This is a genomic window from Xylocopilactobacillus apicola, from assembly GCF_033095985.1.
Classification (GTDB): Bacteria; Bacillota; Bacilli; order Lactobacillales; family Lactobacillaceae; genus Xylocopilactobacillus; species Xylocopilactobacillus apicola.
Map to the genome: position 1 here is coordinate 1,952,457 of NZ_AP026802.1, position 17,179 is coordinate 1,969,635.

Genomic DNA, 17,179 nt, shown 5'->3' on the forward strand with positions numbered 1-17,179 from the left:
TCCCCCTAAATAACTTCTAAAATATCTCCGTCTGCAATCGGATAACTTCTCAATATATCAGTTCCGCTTATCAATATATCTTTGGTGGTCACTTTAATTATGTTTAAACAACCTGGTTTGATATCAATACTTCTTTCATTCAAGCCGTCGATTAACATCGCAATTAATTTATTCACAGTAATATTAGTTGGAATTCTTAAATCTTGAACATATCCCGAAGCTCCCACCCATTTAATTGTCACGTTTATATAACTCATAAATGTAGATACCTCCTTATCGATTTTCTCTTCCTACTAAGCAAAAATCCCAAAATCCCAAATGCGATAATAAAAACACTAATAAATAAATAATTTAGAATTTTTTTGAAAGAACTATCTGATTTCCTGGAAGGACGATGATCTCCTCCCTCTGCTTTCAAAGTCACCGTAAAAAGTTGATTATTAATTTTTTTATCTAGTTCATTTTTACTAGGAGACGGCTTTTTGTGAAAAAGTCTTTTCTTAGGTAGTGTCGTATTATTCTCATCGATTTTTTGCTTTTGAAATTGTTGATCTTTTATACTGTCTTCAGTGAATATGCCATCACTGGAAGTAATTTCCGACCCTCCCTTATCACTTTTAATTTCATCGCTATTTCCCGGCTTATTATTTTCAATGATGTTATTTATTTTCATCTTTCCATCATTTGTCGACTGATCATCAGCCAGAACCAAATATGCGGGTCCTTTTAGCAATATGACAAAATTTATAATAAATATTTTAAGAAATAGCTTCTTTTTCATTAGGCCTCCCTTTAAATAGCAAATTAAAAATCATTGTAATAACTAAAATGATCGAGAAAATAATTATTACTAAAACATTATCAGAGGTGTTAGCAAAAATTCGTGAATAAATATCTTCAATCTGTTGGAATGGCGATGCAAACTTCAATAAAGTCTCTACTAAGCTACTCTTGGTTAAGAACAAACCTAGTGCTGGGGTATAAAATATATATTCAATAAAGAAAAATACAAAGATAAAACGTCCGATAGAGCGAAAGAACTTAACCAAAATTATTGTAATTTCGATCAAGCTGGCCTGAATCAAGGTTTCCAACAGTAGCCAAATGATTTTATCAAGATATCCGGAAACCGTTTGCCAAGATACGAGCGCTAAGATGAAACTGAACATAATCACGACAATAATTACATATTGCTGGTATAGAGAATTGCGATCATCTTCTATTAGCTCATCCCCCTCTCTTCGTTTAAGTTTGAATTTAAACTTTAGAGAATCATTATTAACAATTAAAACTGCAGAAAAACCGGCTACAATTATGTTTACCAATGTTAAAAAATAAGGAAATATGGAACTTACATTTCTAATTGTCCCTGTATTTTTGAATTGTAGAGGATTCGCTAGATTACCATAAATCTTGCGAGCTGAATTATCGTCATTTCGAGTATTTCCCATCGAATTGCCAAAGTTGCGGTTATATTCGTCGTTTTTCTTTACTACTTTTTCCCAATTTTTTAATAATGAATCAGATTCTCCCAGAATCTTTTTACCGTTTTTAACAAATTCCTTTGAGTTACTTTCAATTCCTGACGCTGAATTAATCTGACTATCAAGGTTGCGTTTTAAATCTTGAGATTGGTTAAGCAATCCTTGCAACGATTGCTTTGATCTGCTTTTTAAACTTTGTGTCTTGTCATGTGAATGATCAATAATATTCCTAAAAGCTTCTTTCATCTGCGAATCATAACGATTAATCGAATCATCATTACTATTTGCAATGTCAGAAATATGAGATAAATCGATCGGATTACTTATTGAGATTAAATTCGTATTTAGTTCAATATTTGGTTTGATAGCACCCAAATGGTTTCGGTAATCATCTAATTCATCCTTATAGATCCCTTGAATTTGAAGAACTAGAGATTGAAAATCACTACTTGCCTTTTCTTTATCTTTGAGCTGCTCCTGATATTGATTTTCTAAATCTTCAATTGAATCGTATGCGCTATTGATATTAATTCTCAACGACAAAAGTAATTGCTCAGAATTATTATCAGTCGGTTCTTTTTCAGTCTGATAAGTTGAAGTTTGAGAAACGCTTTCATGTTGATTTAAGTCTCTTGTTACCGAAGAATCATGGACAGCCGAAACCAACGCCGACGCTTGTTCCAACTTTGAGATAAAGTTTAAATAATTCGTTTCTCTATCTTTAAAATTTTTAAAGCTTTTTGAACTAATTTTTCCTTTTTCAAGAACGCGATTTTCCAAAATTACCGAATATTCAACATCAGAATCATCTGACTTTAATTTAGGAAGAATACTTATTTCACGTTCAATAGCAGAATTATCAATATTAATCTGATTTGCATCAATACTGACACTCGAAATCCCCTTATTTAAGATCTGGGAATACAAATCATTCAAATCAACTTTTTCGCTGCTTATTTTTAATTTAATTATTTTATTTGGCGGAATCTTAAATGAAATTTTTTCTTGGTCATCGGAGCTATCAGTTTCTAAAGGCAAAATATCCCCATCAAATGTAAGATCGGGATAAAATTGATTAATTAAATTTAGTTGATAATTGAATTTATCTATTTGATCGCTTTTTAAGTAACCATTGGATTTCATTTCATTTAAAATGCTTAAACTGTTTTTTGGTAATTGGGTAATCGAACTACTTACTAAATTATCAAAAGTTTTTTTAATCGACGACAAACCTTGATTATTGATATTTTGGTAAGTGTTAAAAACATTTGTCGTTGAGGGCAAATTATTCAAATAATCATCAACTTTTGCTCGAGCAACCGATAATTGTAACTTCTGATTATTTAAGCTACTTAAAATTTCCCGGCTGCTCTGAGTTTCGTTTTGCCATATGGCTGCATTAAATAAATCACTAATTTGCTTTTGAATTTTGGCATCTTGTAACTGACTAACATTAGAACCTTCGTCCTTTAAAAAATCTTTTATCATTGCAAATTGATCATAAGATGCGTTCAAATAATCCTCATTATTCTCTTGAACAAGGGAATTACCTTCAGAAGCAATACTATTTAACTGGTCATTAGCTTTTTGCGAAGCATCAAAAACACTATCATTAATCCGGTCTATACCCGTGTCTAATTTCGTCTTTGGCAAGAACCCTTCTAAATCATCTGGTTCGCCCGAATCTTTTAGAAAGTTATCTGCTAAATTGTTCGAAAAATCATTTTGATTTTGTTTTCCTGCTTCAGATCTTTGATTAGCATTACTAGTATATTGCTGAATAAAATCTGTCAACGGACTATTAATCATCCCCTTCAACTGTGAACTAAGATTCTTTTCACTGTTGTTAATTTCGTTTAGATGATTTTGAGATTGATGAAGATTAAACAAAATACTGGCAATGTACATTTCGGAAACTTTATGATTCAGCTGATTAAGAATTGAATTGTTGATTTGAGTAATTTTAGTTCTTAAATTAGGGTTTTTATTTTCCCTAATTTTATATAGAACATCAATTTTTTCAAAATCTGTAGACTCAAAATTTAAAATTTTCTTAGAAAAGTTTTGGGGCAAAATCACAATTAAATCATAGTTTTTGTGCTTAATCCCACTTTCCGCAACACCACGAGAAACTGAATACCAAGAAGCGCTATGGTCTTGTGTTAGTAAATTTACAAAATCAGTACCAAAATTATACTTTTTGTTATTGAAGGTACTACCACTGTCTTCATTGACTAATCCTATTTGGAGAACCTTATTCTCGTTTGGATCTTTAGTTTCTTTGGTTCTAAAGGTAAAGACCATTACAGTAACAATCAGAAGCGCAATTAAAAAAAGCGCCAAAATATTTCTTTTGTTGTGATTTAAAAATTTAAGCGTGTTTCTTAGCATCATTAACTCTTCCAAAATTCAAAAATTTAATCTACCCTTACAGAGGTTTTTGCATAAATAAACAGAAAATTGCCATTGGCGTATAAAATATTCAATCCAACGCTAATGGCAATTTACCCAAAAATGTTTGAAACTAAATTCAATCCTAAAAAAAGTGCCCATTTAACATGGACACCATTTTTTCCACTAGCTCCAAGATTGACCGATTTGGTTATCAGTATCTTCCATTGTTTGCGCTGATTTATCTAGTTGAGTCTTGATGTCGCGTAACAACTGAGAAAACTGCTTAACCTTTTCAGACAATTCACCAAATTTAACGTCATACTTTTCGAAAGCAGTACCCTTCCACTGTTGACGAATCTGTCCTTGAGTAGATGTTAGGTCAGACAGTACTTGATCGACTGAATCTGCACCTTTTGTGTAATGTGTTGCCTGAGAGCGTAGTTCATCAGGCGTTACTTGAATCTGTGTAGCCATCGTAATTCCTCCGATTTAATTTTTTGTCGTATTTTTTACAAAATCTGACAACCAAAGTCTAACATATTTTTTTCGGATTTCAAAATATTTCATCATAAAAAGCAAAAATAGATCTTAATTTTACGTAATCCTTTACCAATTATTAGAATATTTCTTGATGTGATCATAATTATTGAAATCCAATTGAAGATCTTTAATTTTTTTTTTGAAATTGCACAAAATATTGTAAGGGTAATTGTAATTATCTTATCCTATTTATTTCTAAATTATACTCGATGTTTAAATTTCGATAAAATAAATGACTTATTTTTTGAAAAATAAAAAAAGCGGGATAAATATAGCCTTTCTATATCTATCTCGCTTTTAAACGATAACCATCGACATTTTTTTGCTCGTCGATGATTTAAATTTATGTTTCAATTCTTCTCTAAGCTCGTTCCCATGGGCCAAGCCAACGATCGTGTGATGCATCATAAAGTCTACGATACAAGTATCCTCTCACAATTTTATAACGATACTCGATGATCGCACGTCTTGGTGTTACGGTGGCTGCTTGTACACTAGCAGGAGCAGCACTACTTAAAGTCAAGGAGAATGCTCCTGGCAACAACACTGTGGCCAAAAACAAATAGCCTAAATATTTCTTTTTCATTTTAAAATTACCTCCATCAATATTATTAAACACTTTCGAAATAAATGCTACTCTCGATTTCTTTTTATAAAAAAATTATTCGTCTTTGATCGGAAGATTTCTAATGTTTTTATCCTTTATTTTAAGGAAGTTCTTAAGCTCACCGGCATCTTTACCATTCACAATCAAAAAATATCTGTTTCCACGTCTTGATACATAGGTTGCTGAATCATTTGGATCAAATTGGAAAGAATAAATTGTCTGCTTAGTTTTAGAATAATAAGGTTCCACAACAATAGAAGTTATGATTAATGGAATAACTATTAGGATAAATTTCACAACCCAATGAATTTTCTTAACTGGATACTCTTCACAAAGGAAATCGATTCTAATTTTTAAGGATTTGGCATTTAATTTTCTACTTAAATTTCTAAATACAAAAAAGCTGGATATAGAATCAGCACGTGAGCGTTTTTCCACCACCACGGAATAAACGCGTGCGATACAATTCATGTAACCTAGATAAAATGTAGCCGACTTGCCCTTAATCATCTTATAATCAACACTAATTTCAATAAGATGTTTAACCACAAATTGGTAAAAGTAAATTGGGAGATAATACCAGTAAAAACAAACTAGTATTTCAACCAGGAACTTCTTTAAATTATCGTGACTATGAACATGAAGCAGCTCGTGATGTATGATAAAATACTTGTCCTCATCAGTTAAGTCGACATCTGTCAACACAATTTTCGGTTTAAATATTCCTACGGTAAACGGTGATATATCAACCGGCACGTAGTAAAGTTCTAAATTAGACGGGAGCGAACTTTTCAATTCAGAACTTAAATAACCTGCTGGTAACTTTCTGGCCTTTCTGCAAAGTGTTCTCACTCTAATTATTTTGATAACTAGATAAATCAAAGCCAAAAAAAGACCTAATATCCAAATCTTTATATTAAGCGAGTATAAAGTCGGTTTTCCTGGGACAAAATTAACTCTTAAATTTCCATGTGTGTGTAAATAAGGCAAAAAGATTTTATCAGCCAAAGTAATTGTATTAATAAATTCAAATGGAAATACTAGTCTAAGAAAAATAATTATGCTCAAAGTTGACAAAAAGTCGATACCGAAATTTTTATATGTACTTTTCTTTAGTGTCAAAACCACGAGAAGTACTATCAAAATTAATGCAAAAAATTCCGATATTAAAACAGTAGAGAACGAAAAATTCATCTAGTTATTTCTTAGCTCTTCAGCTTTATGTTTGATGGTGTTAACAATATCCTCTGTATAACCATCTAAATCATCAAGATGATCTGGTACAAATCCACTGACCAAACTCTTCATTCCTCTTTCAGAGATGTATGATTTCAAGTAATCACTCTCAGAGATATTAGGTCGATAAATTCTGGTCAAAGATTTCTTCCTTAATTCAATTCGAACAACTTCTACAAATTTTTTATTACGAAGTCTTCTCAATAACGTTTGTGACGTGTTTGCATCTAAGCCTTCTTTTAATGTAGAAATTTCTTGCGAACTAAGAGCCTGATCCGTACCCCATAGAACATCCATCACTTCTTCTTCTAGTACAGTGAGTCTTTTCACGAAAGTTAACCTCTTTCCAACTTATTTTTTTAACCATGCGCTTCTAGTTTATATTATATCAAACGACTTTAAAAAAACATCACTAATAGGCAACTTGAGATTAAATTTCTTAATATCAGAGTTTCAATTATTTAATTGTCGATTGATATTGCTAATTATGTTAAAACTATAGTTTCTGTGATTATCTCGGCAACAATTAATTAATAATTACATCATAAGCATCTCTACTCCGTAATAACTTTTCTTACTATCCTTTAAAATAAATTAAAAATCAAAAGAATATCATAACTTAAAACGTTTTTATAATATTTGAATTATTATTCTTTTAGAAAGCACTATTATGTAAACGTAAATAATAATACACAATATTCCCTTTGTGGCATGTGTAAGAGGAAAGGGTTGCCAGAACAGAGAAATAAATGAAGAACGCAAGAATTTGCCCTAACAAAACTCAAATCGCTACTTTAGACACGTTTGGAACTAAATGTTAAAATTTCGGCTATCTGAGCTAGAAAAAAATCCAAAATCCCGGATAACTTTTACCGAAATGGACTCCATTCTAAACCAAATTATCAAAAATTTGTGCTGGATGAGAAAAACTGATTTCCCAATTCTCGAAAAAGTTGGTCTCGACCTTAAATTAAATCTTTATCTCGCAAATAGATCAGCGCAGCTACGATTTCGTTCCATTAACTATTTAAATCAGTGCTACATGCCAAATGCAGAAATCGTTGACGATATTCACAAATCTAGGGATGATCGTGTACAAGACTAGCAAGCTTTTAGAAGGTGAAATCACTGAATTGACCGACACTAAAAATCGTGCTGCCCATTGCTTTGCTTCAATTAAATACCTGGATGACCCGAAAGTATCCTTGCTTCAAGTCAATCTAACTCCTAAATTTAAGAAATTACTTAATGACAATTACACCGTAATTATTATGAAGATCTCATAAGATAGCAGAAAACTGCTGATTGTCGCAAAGACAGAGCTCTGAAGGAAATCGCCAACGATTTAAAAGTTAAAGTGGACTTGCCCGCGCACCTTAAAAGATTTCAAGAATTATCAGAAATCTGAAAGTCAAGTCACAAAATGCAAACTAAGATTGTTTAATCAACAGCTCAATTTCCTCCAAAAAATGGTCAGTAAAACACCATAAATTAAGCACAACTGTTGGCGTGAGATGCGCCTTGGTTAAGGATTATGATCGACAGAATCAGTAATGTTCCCAAAAGCCTCAAGGAAGGTAAATCCACAAACAATTTAACTCCTTTACAGTTTAGAGTAAAGAAGGGCTAGTAATGCCCAAACACATCAAAACAACCGCAATGGTAATTACAATCATCGAGATAGTCTGGGAGGACAAGGAATGGCAATAAATGAAGCATGGTCATTTTACCCGGAATTTGAAGATTTAATCAAGAAAGACTTGATTAACGCAGGCGTCAAATCAAATTAACTTTGAAGATTTTCTTAACAGCGGTAAAGTAGAATTTATCAATTTCTACAATAAGTGCGGGCGAAATCTGTACACCCAGAGAGATAGCAATATTTAAGCGGCTACATCCAAAAATGGATCGCTGAAAAAATGAACTTAAGTAAAGTTCGAATCTTTCAGATTTTTAGGCGGGTCGAGCGGAGCAGCCAATTATCAGTCAAGAAAAATAGTCCCAAACTCCTGGAAGGGTGGCGATTTTTATCTATCCCCTTCAAAGCTAAATTGATACTTCTCCTCATACTGCTTGCGATATTTCAACAAATAGTAATCTGGTAATAAAACTTCCGCAAATTCGTAGTAAAATATAAAAATCAAAGTATAGATCGCTAAGGGAACTACGACAACTATTGCGCCAATGTATTCAAGCATGCTCATAAAGTTTTCTTCTAAAAAGCACAAATACAAACCTCTGATAAGTGATATTACAAAAAGGGGAATTTCTATATAAAATAGTATTTTATTCATAAATTTGATTCTCGACTCAACTGAACGAGAATTTACGATTGTTCTGTCTACCAGACTATTTTCTTGATTATACTTTTCAATTTCGTCGTTAAACGTAATATAATTTATGCGTACATTCATTAAAGAAATAATTCCAGTTACTATATACAATGGAAAATTAGTTGTCATCGCTAAATTAGCATCTACTCTTGTTCCCAGAAAAACGATTACTCCTAAAAAAGAAAATGCAATGAAAAAAAGCAGTACAATAAAATAAATTTGAATAAAAATCTCCTCATGGATAAAAGTCTTCTTACTTAAAGTCCAAACAAACAACACTGCAAAAATTAAAAAAATCCAAAACGTCATTTTTTCCATATTTTTACTTATTTCAATAAAAAATTTCGGATAAATTTTTTTCATATTTATAGGAAAATGACACATCATAGCTACTCCTGCATTTGTGCAAATTGCAGTAAAATAATTCTTAAATTTTTTTTTCGTTAATGATTCTTCTTCATTAATTTGATCAGTTAATTTTGATAAATGATTTTTTGTAATCTTCTCACTTTGTTCAAACGTCAAATTGAAATAGTTTCTAAATTTCATTAAGTCTCCCTTTTAGTATACTTTGTATGAAGTATCACCCCCTCAAATCATGAATGACATTCATTCATTTTCTATTTTTCTTAAGTCAATCAGGTTGTTCCATATTTAAATCACAATTTCTTCTTTTCTACTTTAAGATTCTTAAGCCACTCATTGTAGACCTGATGAAACCTAGATTCTTCTTCATCTTTAAACCCTTCAAATACTACATGATCAATATCTTCATGGTTGAAAAATATCGTGCGTTCTGGATCAACTCCCACAGGATAAAGACAACCCATGTAGTCCATAAATTTGTCTTCTCCCTCGTCAGAAAATTCAACTCCACGTCCGACAATCATCACTTTTTGCGTTCCCTCTTCGAGAAAAAGAACTGTTCCTAAAGGTAAAATTTCTTGTTGTTTGTTCACTTTTTTTGCTCCTTTAAAACTAAATTGATATTTTTCCTCGTACTGTTTACGATACTTCTTTAAATAATAGTACGGGATAATTACTCGCATGAAAAAGATGTAAATAAGATAATAAAATTCAAAGAAAATTGCTAAAGGTATCATAATAAAAACTACCGTAGTCTTTTTTAGATTTTCAAAGAAATTGTTCCCTCCTAAGAATAATTCTATAATAAACTTTAACCCTAAAATAGTGGTCAAAATGAAACCGCTATATTTTAAGAACTGCTCAAGAACAGGATTCGTTGTTTGCTTTACATCAAAATATTTTTTTGCGTCATTTTTTATTTGGACAATAGAATAAATCGCGGAATAAATCGAAAAAGAAATATAAATTGCATTAATAAAAATTACATTTGTATTTCCAATAGATAATTTACCACCAATAACAACTAAAGAAGTAATGGCAGAAATTGCGATAAATAGAAATGTAAAAAATAATGATGCATAAACTATATAATCATATACAAGTCTATCGTTGGTACTAGATTTAATCCAAAAAACTACTCCAAATATCAAGATTTTACTTAACGTCAATATTAATACTGCAAACAATACAATCTTAACCGGTCTTGTCACATCTGGCATAGCAATTACCATTGAGCCGCATAAAAACATTAAAACCAAATCTAATATCAATGTTCCTATAAAAGCTTTAAAAAAATGCTTTTTACTGATGCCTTCTCTTTTGACTATACTTGCTTCTTCCATTGCCAATTTGTGGGTTATTTTGTCACTTTCTTCAAAGGTTAAATTGAAGTATTTTTTTAAGTTCATCTACCCTCCGATGGCATTCCTTGTTCATTTTTTTCCTCCTTTAAAGTTCACTCCATATTTCTCCTCATACTGTTTGCGGTACTTATTTAAATAGAATAACGGCAAAAAAAGGTACAAAGGATAATAACAAACAATTATATACACTATTAAGAATATAATGATTGGCATCATAACAGTAGTTATAATAAAACCCTTTATTTCATGAAAGAAATCTAATTTACTAAACAAAATTTTCGAAACTATTTTAAAAAGAAAAGATACGATTAAAAATAAACCACTATATTTTGAGATTTTTTTAATAAAAAATCTCAACTTATCTAGTTTTGATGTGCTTTTTCCATCAATTCTTAATTTAGCAATAGAGTAAATTAATGAATAAATGAAAACACCCAAATAAAGAGATGATAGAAAAATTAAATTGATCCCGTTTTCAAATGATTTATCTATAATGCCGCTAATTATAAATACTATAGAAAAGAAACAAATGGATAGTGAGGAAATGTATATAGAAATATAGAGTATGAAATCAAACACTAGTCGATCTCTTGTCCTAGATTTAATCCAAAAAATAGCACCAAATATAATAACCTTAAAAAAAGGCAGCCAACCAAAAAACTTAAACATTATTGCTAGGATCGGCGGTGGGCTTTCAATTACAACGATTATCGCAAATCCAAAAATCAATACAAATAAATCTATTATTGTAGTTCCAACAAATCCTTTTAAAAAGATTTTGTTGAATCCATAAATTTTAATGGCAAGAGCTTCAGCAGATGCAACACTAGAAGTTATTTTGTCGCTTTCTTCAAAACTTAAATTGAAGTATTTTTTTAAGTTCATCTACCCTCCGATGGCATTCCTTGTTCAATTTTTTCCTCCTTTAAAGTTCACTCCATATTTCTCCTCATACTGTTTGCGGTACTTACTTAAATAAATCAAAGGGATAAAAGTATGTAATGGATAATAACAAAAAATTACATAAATCCCAACAAAAATGATGATTGGATAAGCTAAGATGGCTAATGCAGATACTTCTATATCTTTTGTAAATGAAAAATTACCAGAAAACATCTTAAAAATAACTTTAAGAATAAAAAACAATAGAAGGAATCCGCTTTTTTTGAAAACTCTACCAGTTAATTTCTCTAATCGAATTGGGCTTTTGCTTCGAACCTTCCATTCTGAAACAGAATAAAACAAACTATTCAGCGCCGTAAATATATACAATATCGAAAGTGCTGCTGATCCAAAATCTCCAAATATTTTTTTGTCCAAAATATTAAATATAATTCCAAAAATAAAAAAAACGATAGTAGATATCAAAAACAAGTACATAAAAAGATGCATGACAAAATCATATACAAGACGATCTGTAGTCTTAGAAGCGACCAAAAAAATTATTCCAAATGTAATTATTTTAACGATGGATAATAGCCAAAATATTGCAATTATTATTTCCTCATTCGGGAATACATCTGCAAATGCCACATACATAAAGAAGCCTAAAAGCATTTCGATTAATTCAAAAAATAAAGTTACGACGAAGCCTTTTAAAAAAAACATTTTGTTGAACCCTAATTTTTTGACAATCTTTGCTTCGTCATTTCCTACTTTTGACGTTATTTTTTCACTTTCTTCAAAACTTAAATTGAAGTATTTTTTTAAGTTCATCTACCCTCCTTTTGTGATTTTTGATTCTAGTGACTTTCCAATCAGATATTTGCTGGTTCATTATCAACATTTTATTTTAAATATTCTTGATCTTTAACAGATAATTTGCCATCAGAAAAGTCCAAATATATCCGAGGTTTTTCTTGTTCAGGAGCATTATGATTTAAATCGTATGTATAGGAAATACCTTGTAATAATTCATTACTAGTAAAATATGACTCGGAAAACCCGTTGGGAATACCAAGTTGTTTAATCACATCACTATATTTATCATTCCTATGAACCTTATTATAATCATCAAGTCCAATCTTCTTTTTTCTTTTTACTTCTAAACCTGAGATGTGCTTACTATAAGCTCGTCCATCTTTGAACAAGATAATAGTTCTAATTTCTTTTGTGTCGTTTTGGTCATCTTTATAGAACCAATACAAAACTCTACTGATTCCTTTAGTACTTTGTGTTGATGGTTCTCCCAATAATTTTTTTACTTGATTTATCGTCATCCCCTTATCTTTTCTGACTTTAATTTTGTTATATTGTTCCAGCCTTAACGATTCTTTTGCTCCAAATTCGCTCAATATTTGACTGCTTAAAGAGCGTTTAGCTTTATTTGCACTTGATGACGATTTTTTTGGCTGAGAATTACTAGTACTTGCAGACTTTGAAGTTCCACTTTTTCCTTTAAAGTCTGCAAACGAAAACAATAAACTTAAAATTATTATAATTACTGACGCAATTGTCCAGGATTTATTTTTTTTATTTACCACTAACTAATCCTCGTACTCATCTAATTATAAAAATGCCTTTAATCTGACTTTATTCGAACTCAGACAAAGGCGCTGACCCAATCCACTACTTCTTATTTTCTTTAACCCAATCTTCATAAAGTTTCACGAATCTTTCTTCTTCTTCATCGGAATATCCTTTAAAGACAAGTTGATCAATATCTTCTTGGTCGAAGAAAATAGTTTCCTTAGGATCAATGCCCTCTGGATAAAGACAAGCCATATAATCCTTGAATTTATCTTCGCCGTCTTCTTCATAAACTACGCCTCTACCGACAATCATTAACTTCTTTGTTCCTTCTTCAAGATATACGATAGAGCCGATTGGTAATAATTCTTTCTTTTCATTCATTTTTTGTTCCTCCAAAATTAATTTTATATTTTTCTTCGTACTGATTACGATATTTCAGCAAATAGTAATCTGGTAATAAAATTTCTGCAAATTCGTAGTAAAATAGATATATTGCGGAATAAATAATCAAAGGTACTACAATAACTACTGCACCGACGTATTCAAGCATGCTCATAAATTCTTTTCCTTCTAAAAAGCACAAATACAAACCTCTAATAAGTGCTATTACAAAAAGGGGAATTTCTATATAAAACAGCATTTTATTCATAATTGTGATTCTCGACTCAACGGAACGAGGATTTACGACTTTTCTGTCTACCATACTATTTTCCTGGTTGTATTTTTCAATTTCATCGTTAAACGTAATGTAATTTATACGTACATTCATAAAAGAAATGATTCCAGTTACTATATATAGTGGAATTATAGGTGTCATAGATAATCTAGCGTTTATCCTTGTTCCAGGAAATATAATAAGTCCCATAATGGAAAATGCAGCAAAACAAAGCAATGGTATTAAATAAAATTGGACAAAAATCTCCTCATGTATAAAAGTATTCTTTCGCAGATTTAAAATAAAAATTATTGCAAAGATTAAACAAATCCACAAAACGAGTTTTCCCATACTTTTACTGAATTCAATAAAAAACTTTGGATAGAAATTTCCAATAAACACTGGACTATAACACAAAAGAAATACTCCTGCATTTGCGCAGATTGCAGTAAAATAATTCTTAAATTTTTTTTTCGTTAATGATTCTTCTTCATTAATTTGATCAGTTAATTTTGATAAATGATTTTTTGTAATCTTCTCACTTTGTTCAAACGTTAAATTAAAATAGTTTCTAAATTTCATTAAGTCTCCATTACCTTAATTCCCTTTTCATCAACGGCTTAATGCCGGTATAATGTTCCAATTATGTTTGACTATAGCATTTCCTACTCCTTTGGTAAGATTTTTAACTGCATTCGAACCAATTTGTTCAATTTTTTTGCTGGCTTTTCCAACAAAATTATACGTCTCAACAGCTCCCCTGCCAATTTGCTTTCCAATATCAATTGCTTTTTTCTCAACATTTTTATTGAAATCTTTTGCATTTTTTCCAAAAGTTTTAATTTCATCAACAACAGAGTCCTCTACGTCATAAATAAACGACTTGGCATCATCTTTAAATTTAGGGTTAAACTTTTTAATTCCTAAATTTGCAAGCCCTATGGATGCTCCTAAAAAAATTCCGCCTAGTCCAAAACTAGATAACGTTATTGCACCACTAACAGGACCGATATTTAAAACTGCATCAATTACTCCGTTATTAATCCCCTTACCAATATCATGCTTTGGATCATCGATAATATTAAAGAAACTTTCAATACCCACATCGGTAATAAATGAAAACTTCAAAACTTTTGTTGTTAGTTTTCCAGCTGCAGCGGCACCCTTACCAATCATAGGAATTGTTTTGGCTTTTGACCAAATATCCTTCACACCCTTTCCGATTTTTTTACCACGATTCACAGCCTTCGTAGCCATTGCACTGTCTTTTATGCTATTCCAACCACTTACAGCACTCTTTCCGATTTCCTTGGACATTAGATACTTATGAAGAACTTCATCTTTATATATCGTGCGACCCAACTTAGTAAATCTGAAATTAAGAGCGTCAGAAGCATATTTATCGAATTGTTTAAAGTACTTTTGACCACGATAAAATTTTTTGAGAATTGGATAAGTTTTTTTCAAATTCTCTGGGTCAGTTTTTTCAACCGCCTTCAAAAGAAGTTTCATAAGCTTATCGTCTTTCTTTATATGTTTCATTAACTTATCAGACTTAACTATTTCTTCAAATGCTTTATTGGGGTCAGTAGTAATTAATTTTTTAATTTTTTTATACCAATCACTGTCGAGAGCACTTCTTGAGTTCTGCAATAATTCGTTCAAAGAATTTTTTAATCCCACGGGACTTACTGAATTAATTGCATATTTTAGGTTTTTGGTATTTTTGTTTAAATTAGTAAGTTGCTTGCTCGGTTTTTGTTGATCAAATTTCTCTAACTTATCAGCGGTTTTGATTCCCGATCTATACACCTCTTGCAGTAACGAAACAGCTTCCGGACTTAATGCAGTTACACTTACGGATTGTTGAGCTTGAAATACTCCTTCATTACATTTATTTATAGCTTTATATAAGGGGTTTTCTTTTCTTTTTAACTTCTTAGCTTTATCTTTGATATAATTAGAATCTAAAACTGCAGAATTATTGTTATCTACATTACTTCTAAAAGATTTAACTAAGCGGTCAAATTCATTCTTTGCGTTTTGCAAATCATCGATCATGTTCTTATTAATATAACCATGAATCTCTTTAACATAATCTTCCATTGCTTCTTGTCCACTACCTGAGAATCCAGGAGTATTTGGAACAGCATTCATTTTTTTGCTAACATCATTTAGACCTTCTTTAACAGCTTTTGATCTTTTTTCGTATTCTTTTTGTTTTTTAAGGACTTCCTCAATCTTAATTTTGACCAAACTGATTTCCTCCTATCTTATTCGCAATTGAATCATCCTGATCAACAAGCGTTTCTTCCGTCTTTTTATACTTTTTGATGTCATCATTTAAGACAATTATATATTGTTTTACAAGGTGATCTAAATCACTAATCAAGCTAATCATGCTTTTAAAAGGCTTAGTATTAGTTTTCTCAAAATTTTGGGTTTTTAATTTCTTTTTGTCTAAATCTTGAACACTTTTATTAGCAGCCTCGATATTATCCTTGTAGTCTTGTAGTTTAATTGAAATCTTAGTCACTATTATCGCTCCTTAACATTGCAATCCTGTCTCTAAGTTCTGCAATTTTCTGATTTACAGCCTGAATATTGGTATTATTACGATTACGCAAATTTCCGAATTCTCTGTTATAGTTGTCAAATTTCTGATTAAATTCATTTCTTCTCTGCCCGCGCCATTCTTTATTGTCTATTGAGCTGACAACATTTTGTATTTCTCCATTCACGGAATTTAAATCTTGACCCCCAACTTCCATTAAAGCCTTGGCTTGCTGCAATGCTGCTATTTCGCGTTCTAGACTAGATATCTCAAAATCATGCTTTCCCACATCAGTCCCTCCTGACCATTTTAAAATTACAATTTCGCTTAACTAATTAGAATATCCAGATTATATCACTTTTTCTTTCGCAATCATAATATACTTATCGTTCTCCAATTATCATTTTTATATTTTTTAAAAGTTGATAAGCAGTTTAAAATTTCTATAATCGAAAATCATAGGAGAGATATTTATATCAATATTTACGAATAGATTTTAAACTCTTTTTATCAATTTATAAAAATATTTTACAATTCCCCAAAATAAAAAGGCAAAATCTCAGATAATTGAAAGATCATTATTCCTTCTACACAAAAATCAACTAAAAATTATCTATTTGAATAATTCCTTTGACTAATAATCTATTCTTTTTTTAATTTTTTGTTCTTTTAAACTTTTAAAAAATTAGCTAAAAAGCGAGCCAAACAACATAATTGATGCTATTATTGTTAGTAAACGCAACGAGGTGAAATCGTGACAACGACAATAACAGCTTTAGCAAAAGAATTGGGAGTTAACCGCTCACAAATTCAACAAATCGTTCAAAAACGTCTGAAAGAAAAACCCAACAAAGACCAAAGCGGCCGCTATGTTCTGTCGCCTGAAAATATAGCTGAGATTAAGCAGTGCTTACAAGAACCTGTTGGTAAGAAAGACAATAAATCGGCGGCGGAACTCAAAGCTAAAGATCAACAAATCTTTGAATTGAACCAACAAATGGATAAACTTCAAAGCATCACCTTCGCCCAAGCCGACGAATTGAAAGAGCTCCAGGATCGCTTAATTAAAATGGAGCAGCAAATAAAGAATTTAAAAAATCGGACCTTGTGGCAACGAATTCGAAACACTGAAATTAACGAATAAAAAAGACAAAATTTCAAAGAGAAGAAATTT

19 protein-coding genes are annotated in these 17,179 nt (G+C 31.0%); 2 read left to right on the plus strand and 17 right to left on the minus strand.

Annotated features, from left to right (window positions below):
- Nucleotides 1-5: 5 nt before the first annotated feature.
- From R8495_RS09505 to R8495_RS09535, 7 genes are all read right to left on the minus strand, one after another.
- On the minus strand, nucleotides 6-257 hold the full coding sequence (locus R8495_RS09505) for an EsaB/YukD family protein (protein ID WP_317635239.1): 252 nt from the start codon (nucleotides 255-257) through the stop codon (nucleotides 6-8).
- Nucleotides 254-781: a hypothetical protein gene (locus R8495_RS09510; RefSeq protein WP_317635240.1), complete on the minus strand. Its 528-nt coding sequence runs from the start codon at nucleotides 779-781 to the stop codon at nucleotides 254-256. The genes R8495_RS09505 and R8495_RS09510 overlap by 4 nt, the downstream gene beginning before the upstream one ends.
- A complete protein-coding gene (gene esaA, locus R8495_RS09515; protein WP_317635241.1) occupies nucleotides 759-3,878 on the minus strand; it encodes a type VII secretion protein EsaA in 3,120 nt (1,039 codons plus the stop codon). Before esaA ends, R8495_RS09510 begins: the two co-directional genes overlap by 23 nt.
- A gap of 183 nt (nucleotides 3,879-4,061) precedes the next feature.
- Complete coding sequence (locus R8495_RS09520; RefSeq protein ID WP_317635242.1) at nucleotides 4,062-4,352, minus strand: WXG100 family type VII secretion target; 291 nt, start codon at nucleotides 4,350-4,352, stop codon at nucleotides 4,062-4,064.
- Nucleotides 4,353-4,779: 427 nt separating this feature from the next.
- Complete coding sequence (locus R8495_RS09525) at nucleotides 4,780-4,941, minus strand: hypothetical protein (RefSeq protein WP_317635243.1); 162 nt, start codon at nucleotides 4,939-4,941, stop codon at nucleotides 4,780-4,782.
- 138 nt (nucleotides 4,942-5,079) lie between these two features.
- The gene (locus R8495_RS09530) at nucleotides 5,080-6,219 is read right to left on the minus strand and encodes a M56 family metallopeptidase (protein ID WP_317635244.1); all 1,140 of its coding nucleotides are present in this window, start codon (nucleotides 6,217-6,219) and stop codon (nucleotides 5,080-5,082) included.
- Complete coding sequence (locus R8495_RS09535) at nucleotides 6,220-6,591, minus strand: BlaI/MecI/CopY family transcriptional regulator (RefSeq protein ID WP_317635245.1); 372 nt, start codon at nucleotides 6,589-6,591, stop codon at nucleotides 6,220-6,222.
- Between the two features lie 731 nt (nucleotides 6,592-7,322).
- Here R8495_RS09535 and R8495_RS09540 point away from each other — a divergent pair.
- The gene (locus R8495_RS09540) at nucleotides 7,323-7,547 is read left to right on the plus strand and encodes a hypothetical protein (protein WP_317635246.1); all 225 of its coding nucleotides are present in this window, start codon (nucleotides 7,323-7,325) and stop codon (nucleotides 7,545-7,547) included.
- Nucleotides 7,548-8,288: 741 nt separating this feature from the next.
- Here R8495_RS09540 and R8495_RS09545 read toward each other — a convergent pair.
- From R8495_RS09545 to R8495_RS09590, 10 genes are all read right to left on the minus strand, one after another.
- Nucleotides 8,289-9,143, minus strand: coding sequence for a hypothetical protein (locus R8495_RS09545; protein WP_317635247.1), 855 nt, complete (start codon nucleotides 9,141-9,143; stop codon nucleotides 8,289-8,291).
- 110 nt (nucleotides 9,144-9,253) lie between these two features.
- Nucleotides 9,254-9,553, minus strand: a complete 300-nt coding sequence (locus R8495_RS09550) for a DUF4176 domain-containing protein (protein WP_317636628.1) — start codon at nucleotides 9,551-9,553, stop codon at nucleotides 9,254-9,256.
- Nucleotides 9,554-10,393: 840 nt separating this feature from the next.
- Entirely contained in the window at nucleotides 10,394-11,209 is an 816-nt protein-coding gene (locus R8495_RS09555; RefSeq protein ID WP_317635248.1) for a hypothetical protein, read from the minus strand.
- A 24-nt stretch (nucleotides 11,210-11,233) separates the two neighbouring features.
- Nucleotides 11,234-12,040, minus strand: coding sequence for a hypothetical protein (locus R8495_RS09560; RefSeq protein WP_317635249.1), 807 nt, complete (start codon nucleotides 12,038-12,040; stop codon nucleotides 11,234-11,236).
- Between the two features lie 71 nt (nucleotides 12,041-12,111).
- Nucleotides 12,112-12,807, minus strand: a complete 696-nt coding sequence (locus tag R8495_RS09565) for a DUF3862 domain-containing protein (protein WP_317635250.1) — start codon at nucleotides 12,805-12,807, stop codon at nucleotides 12,112-12,114.
- Between the two features lie 85 nt (nucleotides 12,808-12,892).
- Nucleotides 12,893-13,177, minus strand: a complete 285-nt coding sequence (locus R8495_RS09570; protein WP_317635251.1) for a DUF4176 domain-containing protein — start codon at nucleotides 13,175-13,177, stop codon at nucleotides 12,893-12,895.
- Complete coding sequence (locus R8495_RS09575; protein WP_317635252.1) at nucleotides 13,170-14,033, minus strand: hypothetical protein; 864 nt, start codon at nucleotides 14,031-14,033, stop codon at nucleotides 13,170-13,172. The genes R8495_RS09570 and R8495_RS09575 overlap by 8 nt, the downstream gene beginning before the upstream one ends.
- A gap of 30 nt (nucleotides 14,034-14,063) precedes the next feature.
- The gene (locus tag R8495_RS09580; protein WP_317635253.1) at nucleotides 14,064-15,707 is read right to left on the minus strand and encodes a T7SS effector LXG polymorphic toxin; all 1,644 of its coding nucleotides are present in this window, start codon (nucleotides 15,705-15,707) and stop codon (nucleotides 14,064-14,066) included.
- Complete coding sequence (locus R8495_RS09585; RefSeq protein WP_317635254.1) at nucleotides 15,694-15,987, minus strand: hypothetical protein; 294 nt, start codon at nucleotides 15,985-15,987, stop codon at nucleotides 15,694-15,696. Before R8495_RS09585 ends, R8495_RS09580 begins: the two co-directional genes overlap by 14 nt.
- The gene (locus R8495_RS09590) at nucleotides 15,980-16,294 is read right to left on the minus strand and encodes a WXG100 family type VII secretion target (protein ID WP_317635255.1); all 315 of its coding nucleotides are present in this window, start codon (nucleotides 16,292-16,294) and stop codon (nucleotides 15,980-15,982) included. The genes R8495_RS09585 and R8495_RS09590 overlap by 8 nt, the downstream gene beginning before the upstream one ends.
- 465 nt (nucleotides 16,295-16,759) lie before the next feature.
- On the opposite strand from R8495_RS09590, the gene R8495_RS09595 reads away from it, so the two are divergent.
- A complete protein-coding gene (locus R8495_RS09595; RefSeq protein WP_317635256.1) occupies nucleotides 16,760-17,149 on the plus strand; it encodes a hypothetical protein in 390 nt (129 codons plus the stop codon).
- The last annotated feature ends 30 nt before the right edge of the window (nucleotides 17,150-17,179 follow it).